Source organism: Pyxidicoccus sp. M6 (assembly GCF_055568925.1).
The window spans coordinates 5,352,940-5,375,405 of the sequence record NZ_CM145714.1 but is presented as its reverse complement, the minus strand read 5'-3'; the positions used below and the strand labels follow the sequence as shown (position 1 = coordinate 5,375,405).

Annotated in this window: 15 protein-coding genes; 7 read left to right on the top strand and 8 right to left on the bottom strand. The window is 68.6% G+C overall.

The window, feature by feature from the left end; genetic code table 11:
* The first annotated feature begins 212 nt into the window (after window positions 1–212).
* From ACVTJA_RS21480 to ACVTJA_RS21465, 4 genes are all read left to right on the top strand, one after another.
* Window positions 213–380 carry a hypothetical protein gene (locus ACVTJA_RS21480; protein ID WP_465838776.1) on the top strand — a complete coding sequence of 56 codons (168 nt, stop codon included), beginning with the start codon at window positions 213–215 and terminating at the stop codon, window positions 378–380.
* Window positions 381–528: 148 nt separating this feature from the next.
* The gene (locus ACVTJA_RS21475; RefSeq protein ID WP_465838774.1) at window positions 529–1,695 is read left to right on the top strand and encodes a 2,5-dihydroxypyridine 5,6-dioxygenase NicX family protein; all 1,167 of its coding nucleotides are present in this window, start codon (window positions 529–531) and stop codon (window positions 1,693–1,695) included.
* Window positions 1,692–2,957: an MFS transporter gene (locus tag ACVTJA_RS21470; RefSeq protein ID WP_465838773.1), complete on the top strand. Its 1,266-nt coding sequence runs from the start codon at window positions 1,692–1,694 to the stop codon at window positions 2,955–2,957. The genes ACVTJA_RS21475 and ACVTJA_RS21470 overlap by 4 nt, the downstream gene beginning before the upstream one ends.
* Before the next feature lie 4 nt (window positions 2,958–2,961).
* On the top strand, window positions 2,962–5,568 hold the full coding sequence (locus tag ACVTJA_RS21465) for a M16 family metallopeptidase (RefSeq protein ID WP_465840473.1): 2,607 nt from the start codon (window positions 2,962–2,964) through the stop codon (window positions 5,566–5,568).
* A gap of 412 nt (window positions 5,569–5,980) precedes the next feature.
* On the opposite strand, the gene ACVTJA_RS21460 is transcribed toward ACVTJA_RS21465, so the two are convergent.
* Window positions 5,981–8,095: an MSCRAMM family protein gene (locus ACVTJA_RS21460; RefSeq protein WP_465838772.1), complete on the bottom strand. Its 2,115-nt coding sequence runs from the start codon at window positions 8,093–8,095 to the stop codon at window positions 5,981–5,983.
* Window positions 8,096–8,287: 192 nt separating this feature from the next.
* Window positions 8,288–8,857 (bottom strand): hypothetical protein, encoded by a 570-nt coding sequence (locus tag ACVTJA_RS21455; protein ID WP_465838771.1) that lies wholly within the window; start codon window positions 8,855–8,857, stop codon window positions 8,288–8,290.
* A 305-nt stretch (window positions 8,858–9,162) separates the two neighbouring features.
* On the opposite strand from ACVTJA_RS21455, the gene ACVTJA_RS21450 reads away from it, so the two are divergent.
* On the top strand, window positions 9,163–11,109 hold the full coding sequence (locus tag ACVTJA_RS21450; RefSeq protein ID WP_465838769.1) for a pyridoxal phosphate-dependent decarboxylase family protein: 1,947 nt from the start codon (window positions 9,163–9,165) through the stop codon (window positions 11,107–11,109).
* 105 nt (window positions 11,110–11,214) lie between these two features.
* On the opposite strand, the gene ACVTJA_RS21445 is transcribed toward ACVTJA_RS21450, so the two are convergent.
* A complete protein-coding gene (locus tag ACVTJA_RS21445) occupies window positions 11,215–11,727 on the bottom strand; it encodes a hypothetical protein (protein WP_465838767.1) in 513 nt (170 codons plus the stop codon).
* Between the two features lie 299 nt (window positions 11,728–12,026).
* Between ACVTJA_RS21445 and ACVTJA_RS21440 the strand changes: the two genes are divergently transcribed.
* Window positions 12,027–14,027, top strand: a complete 2,001-nt coding sequence (locus ACVTJA_RS21440) for a M36 family metallopeptidase (RefSeq protein WP_465838766.1) — start codon at window positions 12,027–12,029, stop codon at window positions 14,025–14,027.
* Window positions 14,028–14,138: 111 nt separating this feature from the next.
* On the opposite strand, the gene ACVTJA_RS21435 is transcribed toward ACVTJA_RS21440, so the two are convergent.
* From ACVTJA_RS21435 to ACVTJA_RS21420, 4 genes are all read right to left on the bottom strand, one after another.
* Window positions 14,139–14,870, bottom strand: a complete 732-nt coding sequence (locus tag ACVTJA_RS21435; RefSeq protein WP_465838765.1) for a hypothetical protein — start codon at window positions 14,868–14,870, stop codon at window positions 14,139–14,141.
* Between the two features lie 322 nt (window positions 14,871–15,192).
* Complete coding sequence (locus ACVTJA_RS21430) at window positions 15,193–15,561, bottom strand: hypothetical protein (protein ID WP_465838764.1); 369 nt, start codon at window positions 15,559–15,561, stop codon at window positions 15,193–15,195.
* 130 nt (window positions 15,562–15,691) lie between these two features.
* On the bottom strand, window positions 15,692–17,302 hold the full coding sequence (locus ACVTJA_RS21425) for a hypothetical protein (protein WP_465838762.1): 1,611 nt from the start codon (window positions 17,300–17,302) through the stop codon (window positions 15,692–15,694).
* Window positions 17,299–18,531 carry a hypothetical protein gene (locus ACVTJA_RS21420; protein WP_465838761.1) on the bottom strand — a complete coding sequence of 411 codons (1,233 nt, stop codon included), beginning with the start codon at window positions 18,529–18,531 and terminating at the stop codon, window positions 17,299–17,301. Before ACVTJA_RS21420 ends, ACVTJA_RS21425 begins: the two co-directional genes overlap by 4 nt.
* 172 nt (window positions 18,532–18,703) lie before the next feature.
* Here ACVTJA_RS21420 and ACVTJA_RS21415 point away from each other — a divergent pair, with 172 nt between their 5' ends.
* The gene (locus tag ACVTJA_RS21415; RefSeq protein ID WP_465838760.1) at window positions 18,704–20,194 is read left to right on the top strand and encodes a hypothetical protein; all 1,491 of its coding nucleotides are present in this window, start codon (window positions 18,704–18,706) and stop codon (window positions 20,192–20,194) included.
* A 241-nt stretch (window positions 20,195–20,435) separates the two neighbouring features.
* Here ACVTJA_RS21415 and ACVTJA_RS21410 read toward each other — a convergent pair whose 3' ends face one another.
* Window positions 20,436–22,415 (bottom strand): glycoside hydrolase family 15 protein, encoded by a 1,980-nt coding sequence (locus ACVTJA_RS21410; RefSeq protein WP_465838759.1) that lies wholly within the window; start codon window positions 22,413–22,415, stop codon window positions 20,436–20,438.
* Window positions 22,416–22,466 lie beyond the last annotated feature (51 nt).

Genomic DNA, 22,466 nt, shown 5'->3' with positions numbered 1-22,466 from the left:
GGCGGGCACCTGAAACCGTCATGACACCCTGTCCAGTCATGAACGGCGCAGGCAGGCCAGGTTGCTGGGATTGACGGAATCACAAGCAAAGACACTGTGTGAAATCAAATACAATTTCACCTAAAACGACGGGACATCTATCGCATGGTGCGCATTCTGGTAGCAATTGAGGGCGCCAATCCAGGCGTGACCGGCGTACCGGGAGGTTGCACATGGAACATTCGGAGCGTGATGAAATCCTTGCGCAGACCCTGATGGAGATGCAGAGCGCGGAGCCAGCGGGCTTCGAAAATTCCGGACTGGACTCCTGCAACCAGAGCGACTCCAGCGTCGACCACACCATCGGCATGTGGGTGATTTGGACCACCGGGCTGACCTGACAGTCCCACCGCGGGACCTTGCACAGACAGCTGTCCCAGGCGCTGCTGGGGCCTGGGACAGGCTGTAAAGACTGGTCAGGGTATTCGGCGTGAAGTGAACCATGGGCAATCCCAACCTGCTGCCGCAGCACGTCAGGGGAGTCGCGACATGAGCAAAGTGGACGAGCGAGTCTGGGCCGGCATTGATGTCCTGCTTGGCGATTATGCGCGGCTCAGTCCGGAGGACCAGGTCCTCGTGGCATACACGCCCGAGAGTCGCGAGTCCGCCGCATGGATTGCCACGGCGTTGCGGATGCGTGGGATGGAGGCCCGCCTGTTGGGGATGCGGCCCAGGCCCTTCAAGGACGAAACCTTCGCGCAGCGACTGGACGATGCCCTCCCGCCTCCCGAGCACCTCCAGGGCAAGCTCGTCATCCTCACCGTCGAGCGCGACTCGATGTCCCACATGGAGGTCTTCCGAGGCGCCCTGGCGCGCTACGACCTGGACAAGTGGCTGGTGGTCCGAATCATCAATGCCTCCCAGGACTTCTTCCTCAAGGCGCTGAACGTCAAATCCGGGACGCTGTCGGAAATCAATGCCGGCCTGCTGGACCGGTTCATGAAAGCGCGTGAGCTGAAGGTGAAGACGCCAGGGGGAACCGACCTGCGCATCGGGCTCGACTCCCAGCGGTACCGGTGGATCAGCAACCGCGGCGTGTGGCGGCCCGGGAGCTTCGTCATCCTGCCCGCTGGAGAGGTGGCGACGTTTCCCAGCACGGTGGACGGCGTGCTGGTCGCGGACGGGGCCTTCAACGTCAACGCCTTGACCCAGGTGGATGCGCGCCTGTCCAGGAACCCCATCCGCATCCGCATCAAGGACGGCCATGCCGTCGACTATGAATGCGACAGCCCGGAAGTGAGCCGGCTGGTGGAGGCGGTCTTCGCCCAACCCAACTCCCGGCGTGTGGGCGAGGTTGGCTTTGGAACGAATGGCGGGCTGGGTGACTTCATCCCCATGAACTCGCACCTCAACGAACGCCAACCGGGTGTGCACCTTGGCTTTGGCCAGCACAACCAAAGCATCCACGTCATGGACTATTACTCGCCCATCCACATGGACCTCATCTCCCCAGGAGGCCATGTGTGGGTAGATGATGACCAGGTGCCGCTGGACCTGCTGAAGCTCGAACCCTCGCAGGTGCCACACCCCAGGCTGGTCTTCAACGAGGACATCGACGGCAACTGCTGCGGACTGACCGGCGACGAGGAGATGCGCGATGTGTGTCCTCTGCCGGAGCGCGAGAAGGCCGCCGCCCGGACACAGCGGGCAGGATGAGCCAGGGCCCTCCGCCCGGTCTCTGGCGCAACGCCACCTTCCTGCGGCTGTGGGCGGCGCAGACGGTCTCCCTGACGGGTTCAGCGGTGACGAAGGTGGCACTGCCGCTCATCGCGGTGACCCTCCTGAACCTCACGCCCCAGCAGATGGGGCTGCTGCTGGCCGTGGAGATTGCGCCGACGCTACTGCTGCGGCTTCCCGCCGCGGCGTGGGCGGATGCGAGCTCGCGGCATGTGCCCGTCATGGTGGCGTGCAGCCTGCTGAGCAGCCTGCTCATCGCCGCCATTCCGGTGCTCTGGTGGATGGGCCTGCTGAACTTCGGGCTGCTCCTGGGGACGGCGTTCTGCCTGACGTCGGTCAGCGCCATTGGCGGGATGTTCGCCGCCCCCGTCCTCCCAGCGGTGGTGGGGGACGGGCAGTGGGTCGAAGCCAACGGCCGGTTCGGCGTGACGCGGAACCTGGCGGACGTCTCGGGGCGCAGCCTGGGGGGCGTGCTGGTCTCCGTGCTCTCCGCGCCGGTGGCGCTGTTCGTGGATGCGGCCTCCTTCATCGTGGCCGCAATCCTGACGATGGCCGTGCGTGTCCCCAGGAAGCCGCGGCATGTCCCGGCGAGGAACACGGCGAGCCTGAAGGGGCTCACCCTGGGCTTCTCACTGCTGCTCCAGCGGCCCCTGCTGGGCGTGGGGCTCGGCATCGTCGGGTACCTCTGCCTGGCCAACGGCGTGGTCTCCGCGCTGCTGGTCCTCTTCATGTCCGAGCACCTGGGCATGTCGCCTTCGCTCATCGGCCCCATCCTGGGGATTGGCTCCGTGGGGGGCATCATCGCCAGCCTCCTCGTGGGAACCTTCCACCGGCGCCTGGGAGCGCAACGGACTCTCGTGGTGGCCGTGGCCATGCTCACCGGCTCGTTCGCGCTGCTGCCGCTGGCTCGGCCCGGGGCGCTGGGGCTCCTGGCGTGTCTGAACTACGAATTGCTGGGCAGCTTCGGCGCCTCGCTGCTGCTCATCACGCTCTTCGCGGCGGTCCCCCGACAGGTGCCCTCCAACGCCCTCGCCCGTGTCATGGCCGTCATCAGCCTGATGCCCGAGGTCTCGACGATGCTGGGCGCGCTCCTGGGCGGAACGCTCGGGGCGTCGCTGGGCATCCCGCGGACCTTCGCGGTGAGCTTCGCCTTCGCGCTGCTATCGGGGGCCGCGCTGGCGCTGGGGCTCGCGTGGCGTCGTCGCCTGGTGCTCAAGCGCCAGGCCATGGTGGGAGGTTAGGCCCCTGACAACACAAACCTACACGCTGGACAATGGGCTCACCGTCGTCTTCGAGCCACGGCACACCACCCGCGCTGTCGCGTTCCAGGTCTGGGTCCGAGCTGGCAGCGCGGACGAGCGCCCTGACCAGCTGGGCCTGGCCCACCTGCACGAGCACATGCTCTTCAAGGGCACGGCGCGCCGGGCACCGGGGGACATTGCCCGGACGGTGGAGGCCCATGGTGGGCGCATCAACGCCTGGACGAGCTACGACCAGACCGTCTTCCATGTCGTCATCGCCAGCCGGTTCGCCCGACTGGGGCTGGACATCCTCGCGGACGCGGTGCGTGGCTCCTCGTTCGACGCGGGCGAGCTGGCGCGTGAAATCGAGGTGGTGTGCGAGGAGCTCAAACGCAACGACGACCTTCCCGCGCGCCGCGCCTCGCGGCAGCTGTTCGCCACCGCCTACGCGCAGCACCCCTACGGACGCCCCGTGATTGGCACGGCCGCGAGTGTGCGCGCCTTCACCCGGGAGCGGGTGCTCGAGTTCTATGCACGTCACTACACCCCGCGGAATCTGGTGCTCAGCGCCGCGGGCGATTTCGACGAGTCGCAACTGCGAGCGTGGGTGGACGCGTTCTTCGGCGGCGACTGGGGACAGCCCTACTCGGGGCCGGTGCGGCGACCCGCGGAGCCGGAGCACACCGCGCCACGGGTATGCCTGCGAGAAGATGACGCGAAGGAGGCGTGGCTGCACCTGGCCTTCCCCATCCCCGACATCTCGCATCCGGACGTGCCGGCGCTGGACGTGCTCGCGCTGCAGACCGGACTGGGGGAGCGCTCGCGGGTCATCCGTGAATGCAAACGCAGACGGGGTCTCGTCAGGGCGCTGGAGTCTTCGGCCTACACGCCATTGGACCCCGGCCTCTTCACCCTCCGGTTCACGCTCACGCCGGACACGTTGGTGGAGGCGGTGGAGGAGGAACTGCGGGTGCTGGCCCGTCTGCGCGCGGAGCCGGTGCCCATTGAGGAGCTGACGCTGTTACAGGCCCACTTCGAAGCCCGGGCCGTGCGACAGCGTGAGGAGGTGCAGGAGCTGGCACGGCGGCTGGGCTACTACCAGTTCATGCGAGGCGGATGGGAGGCGGAGACGCGCTACCAGGCGGCCATCGCGCAGCTCACGCCGGAGCGACTCCACGAGGTGGCGGAGCGCTATCTGCGCTTCGACCGGGCCATCCTCACGGGGCTGCTCCCCGAGGGCTGCGACTTCTCCGCCGCGAAGGCGGAGACGTTGCTGATGCAGGCCGCACGCGAGTGCGCTCCACGGATGCGCCCACCCGCCTCGATGCGTGGGAAGCCGGAGCCGAGGCTCCGCCCCGTGACGCCAAGGACGGCCGAGACGGCACGAGAGGTGGTGGAGGCGCGTCTTGCTTCGGGGGCACGGGTGTTGGTGCAGGAAACGCGCGCGGTACCGCTGGTCGCGATGCGAGCGGCCTTCCCGGGTGGCGTGCGTTACGAGACCTCGGAGACGAATGGGCTCACCGCACTGCTCTGCCGTGGCCTCACCGGTGGCACGGCCACTCGCGACGCGGAGTCGATTGCCCAGCAGGTCACCACCCTGGCGGGCTCGCTTCAAGGCGCCCATGGGCGCAACCTCGTGGAGCTTCGCGGCGAGTTCCTGTCACGCCACTTCCAGCCTGCGCTTCGGCTCTTCGCGGACTGCCTGCGCGCTCCGTTGTTTCCCGAGCGAGCGGTGGCCCGCGAACGCGAGAACATGCTGAGGGAGCTGAGCGCTCGCGACGGCAATCCCGAGGGGCGGCTGTTCGATGCCCTCGCGAGCACCCTCTACCTCACGCATCCCTACCGGCTGTTGATGTCGGGGGCGCGAACCGTGGTGGAACGGCTGCGCCCCGAAGCGCTGCGCGCCTGGCACGCGGCCTATATGGCGCCGGCGCAGATGGTGCTGAGCGTGGTGGGAGACGTACGCGCGGAAGAGGTGCTGGCACAGGCACACGAGCTGTTTGGTCATGCCCCGGGCGAGGTGGCGCCGCCGCCCTCCGTGGAGCCCGAGCCGCCTCCAACGTCGCCACGCGAGCACAGGCAGGTGCTCGCGCGCGCCTTGACCCATCTGGCGCTGGGATTCCAGGGGGCACGGGTGACCGATTCGTGGCGCCACGCATTGAAGGTGCTCAGCACCCTGCTCGCGGGACAGGGCGGGCGGCTGTTTCGCGAGCTGCGTGACAAGCGCGCCCTGGCCTACAGCGTGAACAGCCACAGCGTGGAAGGCGTGGACCCGGGCTGCTTCGCCGTCTCCATCGGGACCAGCCCGGAGAAGGTGACATCCGCGCTGGGAGTCATCCGCTCCGAGCTCGAGCGGGTGAGAGACGAACGGGTGAGCGAGAACGAGCTCGCGCGGGCGCGCCAGCACCTCATCGGGGTGCATGAACTGGGGCTCCAGCGCAATGCGTCTCGCGCCGCAATGCTGGCGATGGATGGGTGTCTCGGCGTCGGCCAGGAGAACTTCCAGCACTATGCGCAGCGGGTCTCCGAGGTGACGGCCGAGCACGTACGCGACGTGGCCCGACGGGTCATCGACTTCGACCGCAGTGCCCTGGCGGTCATCGGTCCCTGACGGGAACCTTCCCGGCATGCCTTCTCGGCATGCCCCGGAACAGGCAATGAGCGGATGATGAAGCTGGCCGCGAGCACGTATGGCCAGTGCCCGTGTACGTTCTGACCGGGCCGAGCGGCAAGCTCAGGTGCTCCAGAATCGCGCGCCCCCCTCCCGATTCCTTCACGTACGCCAGCCCCCTCAAGCCTGCTTCCACACCTCCTCACCTGCTTGGGAGAGCCACAAAACCGAGGGAGGCTCACAAGACGGGGCGTAACGAGATAGGGCGGCACAACGACCCGACGTGAGCTCAAGGCGATAGCGGGTAACAGCGTGTCCTGCCTGGGGTTTCCTATCGCCGTGTCTGCGGGTTCGAATCCCGTCGGGGAGCCCCACCTCGATGCGCCCGCTGTTTCGCACGGGGCCTGGCAGGTCAAGAGTCGCTCTGCACCAACAGGTCCACCCGGGCTGTCTGTCCTTCGGCGCCCTCGAATGCCTCCGGCTTGCCCTGTTGGTTGACGACCTGGATGGAGCCGCGCCCGGGCGATACCCGGATGACGTACGTCCCATCGGGACGGATGGGTGCCAGGTGCGCCTCTCCCTGCACCTCCACGCGTACGTCGCCGTCCTCCAGTGGCAGCCCGCGCGCGTCCTTGACGGTGCCCCGCACCGTCAGCCCTTGGGGCAGCCGTACCCGTGCCTGCGTGACGCCCTCAGGCATGAGGAGCCGCGTCAGTGGCCAATCAGGGTGGTCGAGCTCGAGCAGGACCGGCTCCGCCGGCACGTGAGCAAGGTAGAGGCTCCCATCAGGAAGCGTCTCGCCGTGGCAGGCACTCGGGTCCCGGTGTGTCTGTGCTCCGGGCCACCGGCACCGGACCGTCACTCCGGCAAGCTCCCATCCTTCCGGAGTCTCAACGCGCCCGGTGAGCGTCCTTCCGGAGCCAAGTCGGACGGCCCCCAGCTTCCGCGACATCGGTTGACGAGGGTCAACGGTCAGCAGCCTGGGGGCGAAGCCATCAGCCGAGATGCGGAGCACCACCGCTTCCTCGCCCGGCAACACCGGCACGGAGAAGCGGCCACCCGCGTGCCGCTTCGAGACGCCATTCACGCGGAACGAGCGGATGGGTCGGCCGCGCGCATCCACCACGCGGCCAGTGACGGGGACACTCCGCTGCCGCCTCAGCACGAGACGGAGCGGTGCCGAAGCGGGGACCCGGACCGTGGTGGAGAGGGGCTCGTAGCCATCCTTCAAGGCCACCACCGTCAGCTCCCCGTCGGGAAGGCTGTCGAAGGCAAAGGGGCCATTGACGCTCCGGCGCATCACCGAGAAGTCCGCCCGCTCCTCCTCTACGTGGCGGAGTGAAACCCTCCCCCCCCGCACCGGGCGCCCTCGCGTGTCGACGACGCTGACTCGAAGCCTGTGAGGGCCGCGAAAGTCCAACGACAGGACCTCTTCGCGGGTGGAGACCAGGACCCTGCGCGACGTGGTCCGCTCTTCCTCACCGGACCGGAGGGTCGCCGACACCTGGTAGGTCCCGGGGACAAGGCCATCGACAGCCGTGCCGCCCGCGGCGCCGGTCTCGACGGTCCGCTCCGCGGCGAAGGAGTCCGGGTCCGACAGCGGCCCCGAGAAGGACACCGAGGCAGGCACGGGCGTACCGCGCGGACCGGTGACGGTGGTGGAGACGCGGACACCCTCCGGGAGCGCCCAGCGGACCTCGCCGGAGGGGACCTCCACGTCGCCGGAGAGAGAGGCGTGGTCCCGCGACTGGAGCAGGAACGCGTACCGGCCTCGCGGAAGGCCGCCGATGGCGAAAGACCCATCGCCGTCCGTCGTGGTGGTGAGCGGGTCCTGGCCAGAGGCGGATGCAGGGAACGACGTCCGCCCGTACCGCTTGAGACGGACCCGGACGCCCTTCACCGGCGTGCCGAGACTGTCTGTCACCACGCCGCGCAGCTCCACCGCGCTTTCGAGCACCACGTCCCACTCTCCGGTGGCCGACGCCTCGGTGACTCGCTGGGAGATGTACCCCGGAGCGCTCACCTGGACCGCGATGGGAGAGAACCCTGGCACCGCAAGCTCGAACCGTCCCTTGCTGGCGGTCCGGTACTCGCGGGGGTTCCGCAGGCCGTCCACGCCTTGAAGACCCGCCTCGACCCGTGCTCCGAGAACAGGCTGGCCCGACTCGGAGCGCACGACACCGCGCACGGTCCTGGGCAGGCCCAGTTCCAGCACCACGAAGCTCGGGTCTCCGGCCGCTGGCGCGACCTGGACCTCACCCACCTCGGAGTCTCGGGAGGCAGTCACGGTCCACCAGCCGTCGGACAGGCCGCGGAGCACGAAGTGGCCGTGCGCGTCGGTCCGGGTGGTGACCACGCGCACTCCATGAGTCGCACGGACCTTCACCGAGGCCATCGGCCCCGTGCTCGCGACAGCGACGCCTTCGATGACGCGGGAGCCGCGCGCAGGCGGCACGCCCGCATGGGCCACCGTCATGAGCGCCAAGGGGAGGAGCCAGAGCACACCGCGCGTGAATCGGAGGGCCATCGTTCCTCCGCAGGATAGCCCGAGGCTCGCGGAGCGTGCGGCGCCCACACCCGGCGTCCGGCTTCGAGCGGGCGGAGCGCCTGGATGGGATTGAGGCACTTCACGGGCAGCGGGTGGGAGCCGAGGAACCCGAAGAGAGCCGCTGCCCGGCCCCGTGGCACCTGCTGGCGCCACGGGCCTTCGCGCTCCCTACTACTGGACCGCGACGAGGCTGCTGCAGATGCCGTAGTTGTTGCCGTGGCACAGCTTGACCGGAGTGCCCACCGACACACCCGTGAAGGCCGACAGCGGCTGCGTGACGGAGAGGTTGTTGCCCACGGCGCAGACGAAGTTGATCTGGTGCGTAATCTGATTGCTCGAGTTCACCAGATGCGCGCAGGTCTCGAAGTTCTTCGAGTACGTGAGGCGCACGTTCGAGCCCTCGATGGCGGCCTTGTGCAGCGTCACCGAGGCGTTCTCCACCGTCACCAGGTTGCTGCACGTGTTGTAGTTGTTGCCATCACACAGCTTGACCTGGAGCCCCGCCGATACACCGGTGAAGGCCGACAGGGGCTGCGTGACGGTGAGGTTGTCACCCGAGGTACAGAAGAAGTTGCTCTGGTGCGTAATCTGATAGCTCGAGTTCAGCAGATGCGCACAGGTGGCGAAGCCCTTCGAGTACGTGATGCTCAGGTTCGAGCCGTCAATCACGGCCCGGTGGAGCGCCACGGTGATGACCGCCTGATGTGCGACGCCCGGCGCGGAGTCCTTCCCGTCCTGCATCGGCTCGGGACCACACCCGGCGGTGACGGCCAGGACGGCAAGGATTGGGAGCAGGACACGCGAAGCAATGCGATGATTCACAAGGACCTCTCTGTCTGGTTGTAACTCCAGCCACGCCATTAACACGCTTTACGGCTTATTCAAACCTGACGGTTATCATCAACTCCCGGCACAGCCGTGCCAGGAGGTGCGTTCGCGCGCAAGGCTTGCACCGCTCCGCTCCGGGGACCGCAAAGGCTGCGTACGGCGCCGCGCCCGTGGGCTCCGCGGGCGCATGACACGGCGCTTGCACTGCCTTCGTCGCCGTGACCACGCCCACCCGAGACCTCGCCTCCCTGTTCCTCGGCCCCAAGGCGGAGAACGCCGAATTCTTCGAGCGCCTCCTGCTCGAGGCCTTCCGCGACCACGTCTTCTGGCGGCGCAACTTCCACCCCGAGGACGGCTTCCTCGTGCAGGAGGGCCACAAGCGCCAGCCAGGCTACGAGGCGGCGCAGAGCGCGCTCGCGCAGGAGCTGATGGGGCTGCTGGGCGAGCTCAAGGAGGGCGTGCCCTTCTTCAGCCCTCGCTACATCGGGCACATGTCGAGCGACCTCACGCTGGCGAGCCTCATCGGCTACTTCGCCACGATGCTCTACAACCCCAACAACGTGGCGGCCGAGGCAAGCCCCGTCACCACGCGGTTGGAGCTGGAGGTGGCCGCGCAGCTGGCCGCCATGGTGGGCTACCCCTCCGAGAGCCAGTGGGGCCACCTCACGTCGGGCGGCACCGTGGCCAACTTCGAGGCGCTCTGGGTGGCGCGCAACGTGCGCTACCTGCCGCTCGCCCTGCGCTGGGCGGCGGAGGAGGCGGGCCTGGGCGCGCTGGAGGTGGCGCTGCCCGGAGGAGGCCGCGAGTCGCTGGGCAGGCTGGAGCTGTGGGAGCTGCTCAACCTCTCCCCCAGCGCCGCGCTGGATGCGGCGGATGCGTTCCGGGCGCGCGTGGGGGACCCGCTGCGCGCCCACGCGCTCCTGCAGCGCCACGCACTCACCGGAATGGGCTACCAGGAGTTCGGCCTGCGACTGTCCTCCGAGTTCGGCGACGCGCTCGCCCCCGGGGTGGTGCTGGTGCCCGCCACCGCGCACTACTCATGGGAGAAGCTGTGCCGGGCGCTGGGCATCGGCGGCAAGCAGCTGGTGCACGTGCCGGTGGACGGTCGATTCCGCATGGACCCGCGCGCGTTGGAGGCGGAGCTCCTGCAGCTCGCCCGGCGGCGCCAGCCCGTGCTCGCGCTGGTCTCCGTGGTGGGCACCACCGAGGAGAGCGCCATCGACCGGCTGGACCTCATCGCCGAGGTGCGCGCCCAGGTGGAGCAGCGCCACGGAATGACCTTCCACCTGCACGCGGACGCGGCGTGGGGCGGCTATGCCGCGTCCATCACCCGTGGTGCGGACGGCCGGCGGCGCACCCACGCCGAAGCACTCGCGGACTACGCGCCCGAGGTGTTTCCCGACGAGGGCGTGTATCGGGCCCTGTGCGCGCTGGAGCGCACCGACTCGGTCACCATCGACCCGCACAAGCTGGGCTTCATGCCCTACCCGGCGGGCGCCGTGTCCTTCCGCGACAAGCGGGTGCGTGCGCTCGTCTCCACCGATGCGCCCTACGTCTTCCTCGCGGGCACCGCCGAGAGCGCGCAGATCGGCCGCTTCATCCTGGAGGGCTCCAAGCCGGGCGCGGCGGCCGCAGCGGTGTGGATGAGCCACCGGGTGCTGCCGCTCAACGCCGAGGGTTACGGTCGGCTGGTGGGCGAGACGGCCAAGGGCGCGCGGGCGCTGCACCGGCGCCTGTCCGCTGGCGACTTCGCGCCCTTCCGGCTGCTGCCCCTGCCCGACCCCGACCTGAATATCGTCTGCTTCGCGGTGGGCCACCCGGAGCTCACCAGCCTCGAAGAGACCAACGCCTTCGTCGCGCGCATCCACCAGGCGATGAGCAGCGGCGAGGGGCGCAGCGCCCGGCGCCTGGACTATCTGGTGACGCAGACATTCCTGCGCGCGGGCGAGTACGGCCGCGCCGCGCTGCCGCTGGTGGAGCAGCTCGGCTTCGGGCTCGAAGACTATCAACGCGCCGGCGGCGTGCGTGTCATCCGCTGCACCGTGATGGACCCGTTCCTCGCCAGCCGGCGTGGCCAGGTGGACTTCATCGAGGGCTTCGCGCGCTGCCTCGCCGAGGTGATGCGCTCGGCCCTCTCCTCCGCGGGCGGACCGGGGCGCGTCTGAGGTCCGCCCGCCTGCCGGTTCAGGTGTAACCGGGGGCTGCTCAGGCGCCGTGCCCATGGGAGGAAGCAGCCCTCCCATGAGCCTTCGCCCATCAGCCTGACGAAATCAGAAGCCCACGCGCGTCATGGTGAACGGCACCGGCGACACGCTGCCGCCCTTGATGAGGACGATGCCGGTAATCTTCCCGGTGAAGGCGCTGCGCTGAATCTGGCTGATGGCGTAGAAGTCCCGCTCCGCGCCCGTGGGGTCCTTGAAGACGATGACCGCGCCCACCGCCGGGTTGTTGGGCAGCGCCCAGAAGGTTCCGGTCTCCGTGTTGCAACCGTAGATGGGACACGCGCGGCTCACCGTGCGGACGTAGCTCCCCTCCACGTGGTCCACGTACTCCACGCCCGTCAGCGTCATGGAGGTGATCTCCTCCGCGGCCGCCGGTGGCCAGTAGCGCGTGTAGGTTCCCAGCAGCCCGGAGAGACTGTCCGGCGCCTCGTACAGCGCGGACTCCGCCGTCTCCAGCGACTCGGCGCCCTCGGGCGCGGGCACCTGCGGCTCCTGCCCTCCACAGCCAACGAACAGCCCGAGCCCGACGAGAAGACCTCCAAGACGACCAATCGAATGCATGTGTTCCCCTGAGGTGTGGTTGTGAGACGTGTCCCTGAATTGAATGGTGATTCAGGTTTCACGAGCAGTACCGACGCGGCGCGGACGGGTCAAGAACCATCCGGGTAGCGCCACCACTCAGAACTCACAAGAAAGCTTAAAATATCCGCCAAAACAGCCATTTGCGCATTTCGAGCAATTCATGCTTTCTTGCCACGCGTCGCCTGTCCCTCTCGAGGGAGGCGACGTCCCCCGCGGTGCAGGAGCACGACATGTCCTCAGGTCCTTACCGAAGGCGCCTTTTTCATGCGGTGTTTCTCATGGGGGCCCTCACGGGCCCGACTGCCTTTGCCGTAACGCAGGAAGCCGACGAGCCTCGCAACTTCGACGCACGTGACCGGTACAACGCGCAAGCCCGCTTCGGCTTCACCGTGACGCAGCAGGATGGCATCGCCTCGCTGCGCCAGAGCGTACCGGAGCTGCTGGTGGAGACGGACGAGTCCAATGGCCTGGTGCGCTCGCTCACCAACCCCGTGGGCGCGCTGTCCGAGCCGCGCAGCGGGGATGCGCTGGCCATCGGCCTGGACTTCGTCCAGAAGCACCGGGATGCCTTTGGCCTGGGGCTGAATGACCTGGCCAACCTGGAGGTGACCGACCGCGTCTATTCGAAGGAGAGCGGCATCACCAACATCTACCTGCGGCAGACGCTCAAGGGGCTGCCGGTCTACAACGCCCAGCTCCAGCTCAACGTGGACCGCGACGGGCGCGTGCTCGGCGTGCACAGCGACTTCCTGCCCTCCATCGAGTCGACCCTGGCCAGCGCGGAGCCGCGCGTGAGCGCCGCCGAGGCGGTGGCCAGCCTGGCGAAGCACCTGGGCGTGTCGCTCAGGACCGCGCCCCAGGGGCTGAAGCCGGAGCCCGGCGTGGCGCGGAAGACGCGCGTGGAGGTGGAGGGCCTGTCGAGCGAGCCCATCGACGCGAAGCTGGCGGTGCTGCCGGTGCGCCGTGGCGAGGCGCGCCTCGTGTGGAACTTCCAGGTCCACACTCCGGACCAGCAGCACGACTTCGACGTGACGGTGGACGCGCAGTCGGGCGAGGTCTGGACGCGCTTCGACTGGGTGGCGTCCGACTCCTACAAGGTCTACCCCGTGCCGGTGGAGAGCCCCAACCACACCTCGCCGCTGCCTCCGTCGGACGGCCGGGTGGTGGTCACCAACCCCGCCAACGCGCTGGCCTCGCCCTACGGCTGGCACGACACCAACGGCGTCGCCGGGGCCGAGTTCCTCATTCCCCGCGGCAACAACGTCCACGCGTACGAGGACCGGGACGCCAACGGCGCTCCGCCCGCGTCCGAGCCGAGCTGCGGCTCGACGCTCAACTGCAACTTCACCCTCGCCCTCACCGGCGCGCCCTCCACGTACATCCCGGCGGCCGTCACCAACCTGTTCTACTGGAACAACATCATCCACGACGTCACGTACCAGTACGGGTTCAACGAGGCGGCCGGCAACTTCCAGGTGAACAACTACGGAAAGGGCGGCCTGGGCAACGACGACGTGCGCGCCGAGGCGCAGGACGGCGGCGGCACCAACAACGCCAACTTCTCCACCCCTCCGGACGGCCAGCGCCCGCGCATGCAGATGTACGTCTGGACGGCGCCCACGCCGGACAAGGACGGAGACCTGGACTCGGGCATCATCATCCACGAGTTCGGCCATGGCATCTCCAACCGCCTGGTGGGCGGCCCCAGCAATGTGTCGTGCCTCGCCAACCGGCAGCAGCCGGGTGAGGGCATCAGCGACTTCTTCTCACTCTGGTTCACGGCGCGGTCGACGGACACGGGCCCCATGGGCCGCGGCGTGGGCACCTACGCGCTGAACCAGCCCACCACCGGCGTGGGCATCCGCACCCAGCGCTACAGCACGGACCCGGCGGTCAACACCTGGACCTACGCCAGCATCAACGGCATGGCCGTGCCGCACGGCGTGGGCTCGGTGTTCACCCAGGCGATGTGGGAGGCCTACTGGCTCATCGTCCAGCAGTGGGCGTGGAACGGCAACCTCTACAACGCGACGGGCGGCGCGGGTAACCAGCGCTTCATGCAGTACTTCATCCAGGGCCTGAAGAACACGCCGTGCAGCCCCACCTTCACCCAGGTGCGTGACGGCATCATCCAGGCCGCCACCGCCATGAACGGCGGCGCGGACGTCTGCACCCTGTGGAGGGCGTTCGCCGCCTTCGGCCTCGGCACCAACGCCGTCTCCGGTGGCTCCGCCAGCACCACGCCGACCAACGGCTTCGCGGTGCCCAGCGGCTGCTGACCTGCCCCGGTCACCCGTCAGTAGCACGTGACGGGTGACCGGCTTCGGGGCCGGGTGGGCTTCCAGCGAAGCCCCCCGGCCCTCGTCATTCATGGACGTGCGCCGGCGCAATCAATCCAGGCTCTGCTGGTCGTCTTCCGAGCCTTCGATGTACTTCCAGTTCTTCTTCTGGTGGGCGTCCCACTTCAGCTTGAGCAACAGGTAGGCGAAGGTCGTGCCCGGCGAGAGCCTGAGCGTCAGGTCACCCGTGGACCCATTGCTGCCTTTCGCGGTGACCGACACCTGTCCATTGCTCGCCGACAGCGCCAGGGATGTGCTGTTGCTGAAGGTCTTGGCCGTCTTCGCACTCAGCACCATGAAGATCTGGTGCACCAGACGGCCGCCGTCTCCGCACTCCTTGAGATGGGCGAGCACGGCCGGCGAGTCATTGGCCGCCTTGATGATGTCGCTCGGGTAGATGTCCAGCTTCACGAGGCGGAGCTGGTCATGGCGTAATTGTTCGTAGGCCACGGAGGGCGAGAGCGTGACCGTGCCTGTCCCCGTGTCCGTGCCCAGGCCCGAGTCCGTGCCGAGGCCTGTGTCCGTGCCCGAGACCGGCACCGACACGTCCACGCCGACATCGACCGAGTTGGTACCGGTGAAGTCAATCGTCGCCGTGGTGGCCCGATGCACCTTCAGCCGGGCCGCGGGGATGCGGCCGAGCACCTCGATGTAATTCTGCTTCGTCAGCGGCGTTTTCTTCTCGCCGAACGCGCCGAGCAGCACACTCGGCGCGTTCGCGCGGAAGTAGCTGAGGCCCGCGAACTTCAGACTTGCATTGGTGATTCTGGCGTCACCGGCCATTCTGGATTCCTCCTGGGCGTTGTTGTGCGTGTGGTGCCTGGATGACTTCGCTGCTCCCCGGCATGCCGCGGAGCCCCTCACCCAGAGGGAGTGCGTCACTGACGAAGGTGACCAGGACCCATTCGCGTCCGGGCAGCCGACCAGGTGGGCTGCCCGCGCGGCACGCCTCGCGTGTGTCTGCGGGAGAGGCGATGTCCGCCGACGGACGGCGTGCCCCGGGGCATGCCTCCCGAGAGTCCCCCCTTGGGACTAAACCCATGTTGATGCACCGGTGCCTCGCTCATCGGAGCATGCGCCCATGCGCTCCCTGCTCCTCGCCCTCTCATCGATGCTCACCCTGACCGGCTGCGCGGCGGCGCGGCGGGCCCCGCCTCCCCCCGGCGCTGCCCCGCTCCGGCAGGCGTTGGGCGTGCGCCAGCCCATGACGCGTGTGCCCGTGGCGGGCGTCGAGCTGGCGGTGCACGACAGCGACCCTTCCGGGACGAAGCCCGCAATCGTCTGCCTGCATGCGGTGGCGCACGAGCCCCGAGATGTCAGGCGGGTCTCCCATGGCCAGCAGGATGGTGGAGCGCGGCACGTCGGCGGCGAACAACTGCGCCTCGGCTTCGCGGTTGGTGACACCGAGCCGCCGCACCGCGGCCCGGAAGAACTCCAGCTCTGCTTCCGATGGACGGCGACGAACGAAGCTCACAGGGGGTACCTCACCCGGAGCGCGACTCCGTGCGCCCCGGCTTTGTATCGCCCCCGAGCGTATCAAGCGGTCAGGCGAGCGCGTCCGCTTCAGGCAGTCCAGGGAAGCGCTCCCGAATGAGCCAATCGTGTCACTTCAGCTCACGGCTCATCTCGCGCAGGTGGGCCAGGGCCTCCACCCGGTGCTTCATGGCCCGTGGGAGCGGCTCACCGGCTGGAGCCTCCAGGTCCTGGCCCACGGCGCGACGGAGGTCCATGCCCCAGAGCGCGTTGCTCACATGAAGGTGGGCGGGGAGTGCGACACCTGAATCCGCTGGCCCCGGCTCCACGTCCCAGTACGACGCAAAGACATACGGCTGGGAGTAGAGATAGATGCGATGCGGGATGTTCTCCCGGGTGAGGAATTCGCGAAGCGCCCCGAGGCTCGCATCCCGTTCCTGGATGAGCACGTCCCCGGTCCTTCCATCGAGGATGAGCTCCCGCAGCGGCGCGTCCTCCAACGCGAAGAGCTCGATGTGCTCATACGGCTTCCGCCGGTGCTTCATCGCCTCGCGCAGCTTCGCCAGGAGCTGTCCGTGGGTGGCCCCCACGAAGCTCATCCTGTTGTGCCGGATGAGCAGCTCGACAGGAGGAACCTTCAAGCCGTCGGAGTCCGGCTGGACACGCGTCTCGACGAGGTTCCGCATCGCGGCGGCCAGCGTCTCCAGGTGCGCCTCGGTCAGCGCCCAGGCGGGGGTGCCCAGCCGACCGGACGCGAACACATCCCGGCATGTCTCACGCAAGGCCTCGGGCCCCCCTCCCGCTGCGTGCTGGTGGCGCAGGAAGCCCGGAAGGAGCCGGGCGGAGTCCGGCGAGCCCGAGGCCCGGGTGCAATCGCTCTGGACGTGCGCCTGCCAGGGACGGAAACGCTCCACGAGCGCCCGCGCCACGATTTCGGTGGGCCTCTCCCCCCGAGGCGGCTGTCCATCCCGCACGCCCTTCCAGGCCGCATCGAGGATGGCGCTCCGGTCCGCGTCGGAGGGATGGCTCGCCGAGAATGACTTCGTCGTGAGCGCCGCCTTCAGGGTGTCCACGGCCCCCGGTCCGCCCAGGAGCCCTGCGTAGAGGTCCGCCACCAGCTCGCCCACCCACCTCTCACTGGACCAGGAGCCGAGGTCGACGCGTCGCCCCGCTTCCTCCAGGACCGGGACCAGGCATCGCGTGTCTCCCCGCGCATCGTCCAGGTGATGGCCGAGCTCGTGGAACAACGTCGCCCACGCCCAGGGCTCTTCGAGCAGGTTTCCCGGGCACAGGACCACCGGCAGCGGCAAGTCCGCGGGAGTGGCCTGGGGAAGCCATGCCCCGGGAACGCGGGTGCGGGGCACATAGAGCGGGGAGTCGATGGGCTCCACCGCCAGGATGGGCGGAGGAATGGACGCGCCGTCCCCCACGCACGAGACCGCGTCCAGCAGGCATGCCTGCACCCGGTTGAACCACGACGCCTGCTCGTCGAGCCAATGAGACGGACGGGTGATTCGCTCCAGGAGGCTCAGGATGGAATCCAGCCGCGAGGCCTTGATGGACGCGTTCAACGCCTCATCGGCGGCGGAGGAGGACACGCCGCCTGCCGCTTCCCAGGCTTCCTTCCAGGCGCGCTCCATGAGCCGTCGGTGCTCGGCGGGAGTGCGCGTCAGGTTCGCGAAGAGCACCTCTCCACGCCGCCGCAGCCGCCGCAGCCGGTCCTCATGGTCGGCGGAGGTCATTGGAGCGCCTTGTACCCCTCGACGAGCTCGGGCGCGAGGCGGCGAACGACTTCCGGAGCGCTACGAGCCTTCTCCGCGACGTCTTCCCGGAACGCCTGCATCAGCCCGGGCAGCGCCTGACAGCACTTCTTGATGTCATCCGGCTGGATGCCCGCGCTGACCTTCGGCAGCTTGAGGTACCACCTGACGCCCTCGAAGAGCTTCCGCGCTCTTGCATCATCCAGGTCGACGGGGAACTTCCGGGTCAGGGGCAGCTCCTCGGGATGGGGCCACGGAATCCGTCGCGTCGCCGTGAACACACCCTCGACGATGCGCCCATGCCGGTACGCGTCCAGGAGCTCCTCGAGTGACGCCGCCACGGCCTCGACGGCCTGCTCGACGGCCGCGTCCTGCGTCCCGGTGAGGAAGAGCTGGCCGTCACAGCGTGTGTGCCAGGACTCGTGTCTGGCGTTGACGACGCGCAGCCCCTCGGTGGAGTGCCGGTGGTCGACCTGGCCATGCAGCTCCTGGACATGCCCATCCTGGTCATGGATGACCTTGATGAGCGCGCCCGCGAGCTTCTCGTTCATGCCTGCGTTCCGGGCCCACTCGCGAATCTGCGCGGCCGGCGTCCGCACGTGGCCGGCCGCGAAGCCATCCGTGAGGAAGTGGTCGGCGAACCCATTGGTGTAGACCGCCTCCCTCCAGAGCAATGACTTCGCGTCACCGTCCAGCTCCCGCGAGGCCCGCGCCGCGAGCTCGAGCGCGGCCTCGTGCCACCGGACGTACTCGAGCGCGTTGTGCCACCCGAAGTGGCTGGTGTTCCGGAGCGCGAGCTCGGTGTATTGCTTGGCGTTCCACCACAGCGCCACGTTCTCGTCGGGGTACGAGGTCCCCCGGTTCGCGGGGGGCCGCTGAATCCAGTTCGTCTCGCGGCCCAGCGCCGCGCGCAGGTCATCCAGGTCATTGGCGTCCCAGAGCCACGGCAGCGGGGACGGCTTCTCGTTGAAGAGGTCTCCGGGAGATTCATAGAAGTCTCCCGAGAACGCGACGATTTCTCCGTACGTGAGCGCTTCGCCTGCGCTCCTTCGCTTGAACGGCCCGAAGGTGCCAAAGCCCACACGCGCCGTGGCGCGGGCAACCCCCTCGTTGCCGACCCAGAGGTGCTCCCCTCCTTCGAAGGGTTTGGCACCGGCGAGCACCTGGTCTCGGAAGCGCAGGAATGCAGACAACGGGTCTTCAGTGGTCATGGTTCATCCCAATCCTGGCCCCTGACTGACAGGCCGTGCACACATTCCCATTTCCGCAGTCCGGTCCTCACAAAAGCAAGGGGGCCGGCCACCGCGCGGGCCTGGACTCAGGAAGCCGATGGAGGCCGCCGGCCCGGGACGTGCACTGGAGCCTCCGCTGACGGAGGAACGGATGGGCATACGGGCAGGTGCGGTAGGGGCGGGGCTCGCGGTCATCTCTTTGCTCTCGGCGGGTTGCGCTGACGAGGGCACAACAGTCGATCCACAGGAGGAGCAGGCTCCCGGTCCACCCGAGGGAAACGAAGTTCCCTCGCCTGCCCCTCCGGATGCCTCGGCTGATGCAGGCACGCTCCCGCAAGACGAAGATGGGGGGACGACGCCCGACGCGGGCGAGCCGGCGGACGCGGGGACGACGCCCGACGCTGGCGAGCCGACCGACGGCGGCACGGCGCCCGAGGCGGGGCCGTGGCCGAAGGACGCGGTGCTCGACTACACGCGCTCGTTTGGCGTCGGCAAACCCCAGAGCGTCGGCCTCGATGAGGGGCTGAACGTCTGGCTCCTCGACGGCCGCCGCATCGGCGTGCTGCGCCCGGGCGACACGGCCCCGACGTGGACCACGGGCATCGGTCAGGCAAGACAGGCGTTCGGCCCGGACTCGCTCGCCATGGACTCGACCGTCATCTGCGGCGGCGAGGCCGGACGTGCGTACGTGGGGTATCTCGCCAACGAGATGAAGCGCGCGCCGGGTATCGAGCAGCGCACGTACATCCCCGGACCGGGCGAGGCGTACTACACGCCCGAGCGCTACGCCGAGTACCAGAAGGGAGACCTCGACGCGGTCCGCCTCCAGGCGGACGGGAGCGTCGCGCTCGAGGAGCACATCTGGCGCACCGTCAAAGCGTCGAACAAGGACAAGCAGATTGGCATCCACAACACCAATGACTTCCACTACGAGGAGGACCGCTCCGTCCTCAACTGCGCTCGTGTGACGCGCGGCCGGTTCCGCGGCGACCTCTACATCACCACCAACCACGGCGTGACGCGCATCCAGGGGCTCACCTACAACAGCCACCGTCACCCGGGCTGGTACCTCTTCGAGGACGGCTCGGAGTGGGGCTCGCTGCAATGCCCCTACATGTACGGGTTGGGCATCGCACCGAATGGCGACGTCCTCGTCGCGAACGAGCAGATGACCGGAGTGCTCGTGCCGAGCCCGAACCTCGAGGAGTGGGACCGGGAGAATACCTGGGAGGGGCCCACGCCATGGACCTTCAAGAGCTACAACGAGAAGCTCAACGCCATGGCGACCGATGACTACTGGCGCGCCTTCGAGCAGGTCTCCTCGGGGCGCTACTACCTGGGAAGCGCGGAGTATGGCGTCTGGGCGATGACGCCGAAGTCCCGCTCCGCGGGCAACTGGTCGAAGCTCGCCGGGCTGCCGACGAATCGCATCCAGTCGCTCAAGGCGACGGATGACGGCGCGCTCTACATCGGCACCAACGGCGCGGGCCTCTGGCGGCTGGAGCCGGACGGCACCACACTGAAGCAGGTGCGCGAGGTGTCCGGCCAGCGCGTCCTGCAGCTCGTCTACGAGCCCACCGTGACGCCGAGCATGCTGCTCGTCCTCACCGACCAGGGGCTGACGGTCCTCCGGGGGCCGTAGGTCCGGTGTCCCGGCAGGGTGGGCTCCGGTGATGACTCCGGAGCCCTACCTCCTGCCCCTCGGCACCACGTTCAGCAGGTAGGTCAGCGCGGATGGGCAGACATTCGGACGTCCTGACTGTGATTTCGGGGGAAGACAGCGACACGGAGGCTAGAGAACGACACCTCGTGCAACCATGACCCTCGCGCGCCGTCCCCGAGCGGAACGCCCGACACTCACCAGGACTCGCGGGCAGTCCGTGTCATTCGATGACCGGCGGCTCGGGCTCCAGCAGGTGGGGCGGCTCCGACTGTCCCTCGTCACGCAGCCGGAGCGCGCGGTCGATGCGCGCGGCGGCGCTGATGAGCCCCAGGTGACTGAAGGCCTGCGGGAAGTTGCCCATCTGCTCGCGGGTCAGCGGATGGATTTCCTCCGCCAGGAGGCCCAGGTGGTTCGACGCCTCGGCGTGCGCGACGAAGACGTCCTCGGCCTCCTCGATTCGGCCCGCCAGCGCCAGCGCCTCGGCCAGCCAGAAGCCACAGAGGATGAAGCCGCCCTCGGGCCCCCCGACTCCGTCATCCATCCGGTACCGGCGAAGGAACGGCCCCGCGCCCAGCTCGCCGCGCAACCAGTCGATGGTCCGCAGGATGTAAGGGTCGCTCGCCCGGAAGCACCCGACGATGGGCAACAGCAGCAGCGCGGCGTCCGGCGCGTTCTCTCCGTACGCGCCGACGAAGTGCCTCCGGGCCGGGTCCACGCCGTTGCGGAGGATGTCCGCCCGGATGACGTCCGCCAGGTCCGTGCAGGACTGCTCCAGCGCCGTCTCACCGAAGAGCCGCGACAGGTGCTGGCCCCGGCGCAGCGCCAGCCAGCACATGAGCTTCGAATGCACGTTGTGGCGCATGTCCCGGCGCGGCTCCCAGATGCCGTGGTCGGGCTCGCGCCAGCGGCGGGCCGTCGTATGGATGACCGAGCGCAGCAGCCGCCACGTGCGCAGCGGCAGCCGGCCGCCGAAGCGCTCGTAGAGGTACGCCGCGTCGAGCAGCGCGCCCGCGGTGTCGAACTGGAACTGGTCCCTCGCGCCATTGCCAATCCGCACCGGCCGCGAGCCCTGGAAGCCCGCGAGGTGTGTCAATTCCCGCTCCGGCGGCACGAGGCTTCCGTCCAGCGAGTACATCACCTGGAGCGGGTCTCCCCCCTGCAGCGTGTCGCGTACGAAGTAGAAGAACTCGCGCGACTCGCTCAGGAAGCCGAGGAGGTTGGTGGCCCGCACCGCCATCGCCGAGTCGCGGACCCAACTGAAGCGGTAGTCCCAGTTGCGCGGCCCGCCCATCCACTCGGGAAGCGACGTGGTGGGCGCGGCCACCATGGCGCCCGTGGGGCCGTACATCAGCAGCTTCAGCACCAGCGCGGAGCGCAGCACGTGGTGCCGCCACGGCCCCTCGTAGTGGAGCTGCGCCGCCCACTCGCGCCAGGCCTGGCGCGTGTCCCGGAGGTGGTCGAACGGACGGTACGCGGCGAGGGGCTCCGGCCGGTCCGAGTCCCACGACAGAATCATCCAGCGCCGTTCGCCCGCCCCCAGGCGGATGCGCGCCTGGAGACCCGCGTCCGTCCGGCAGGGCTGCCCACGGAGCTCGCGGCAGGACCGCCATTCCGCCGCTCCGCTGAGCACGGCGACCAGCCGCTCGCCCCCGGCTCCACGGGCGACGAGGCCGTGCTCCTCCCGCTCCACCCGCGTCTCGGTGGCGCCGTAGCCGAAGCGCGGGTCGAAGACGACGTTCAACTCCACCGCGCCTTCGAGGCACTCAATCCGACGGTGCACCTCGTGGACGGTGGAGCGCGGGTCGTTGGTCCACGGCATGTAGTCGATGATGCGGATGACGCCCTTGTGCTCGAAGCGGAAGAGCGTCTCCAGGACGTTGGTGTCCGGGTCGTAGCGCTGCAGGCTCTCGAAGGGCCACACGACGGGGGTGATGCCGGTGATGCCGCCCTTCTCGTCGTCGAGGATGCCCGCGAAGACGCTCGGGCTGTCGAAGCGGGGGAAGCAGAGCCAGTCGATGACTCCGTCCGGCCGGACGAGCGCGCAGGAGCTCCCGTCACCAATCACCCCTCGGCCGGCCAGGGGGACCTCCCGGTAGGAGGCCGGGTTGCTGAACCGGAAGGGGCGGGCCATCCGCCTGGCGGCGCTGTAGAGGTCCATGTGCGGGCGCGTCGCGAGAAAGCCGCGACCTTTCGCCCTCAAGGTAGGGACCTCCTCGCCCATCGCGCCCGGCAGCCCCTCCGCGCAGGGGTC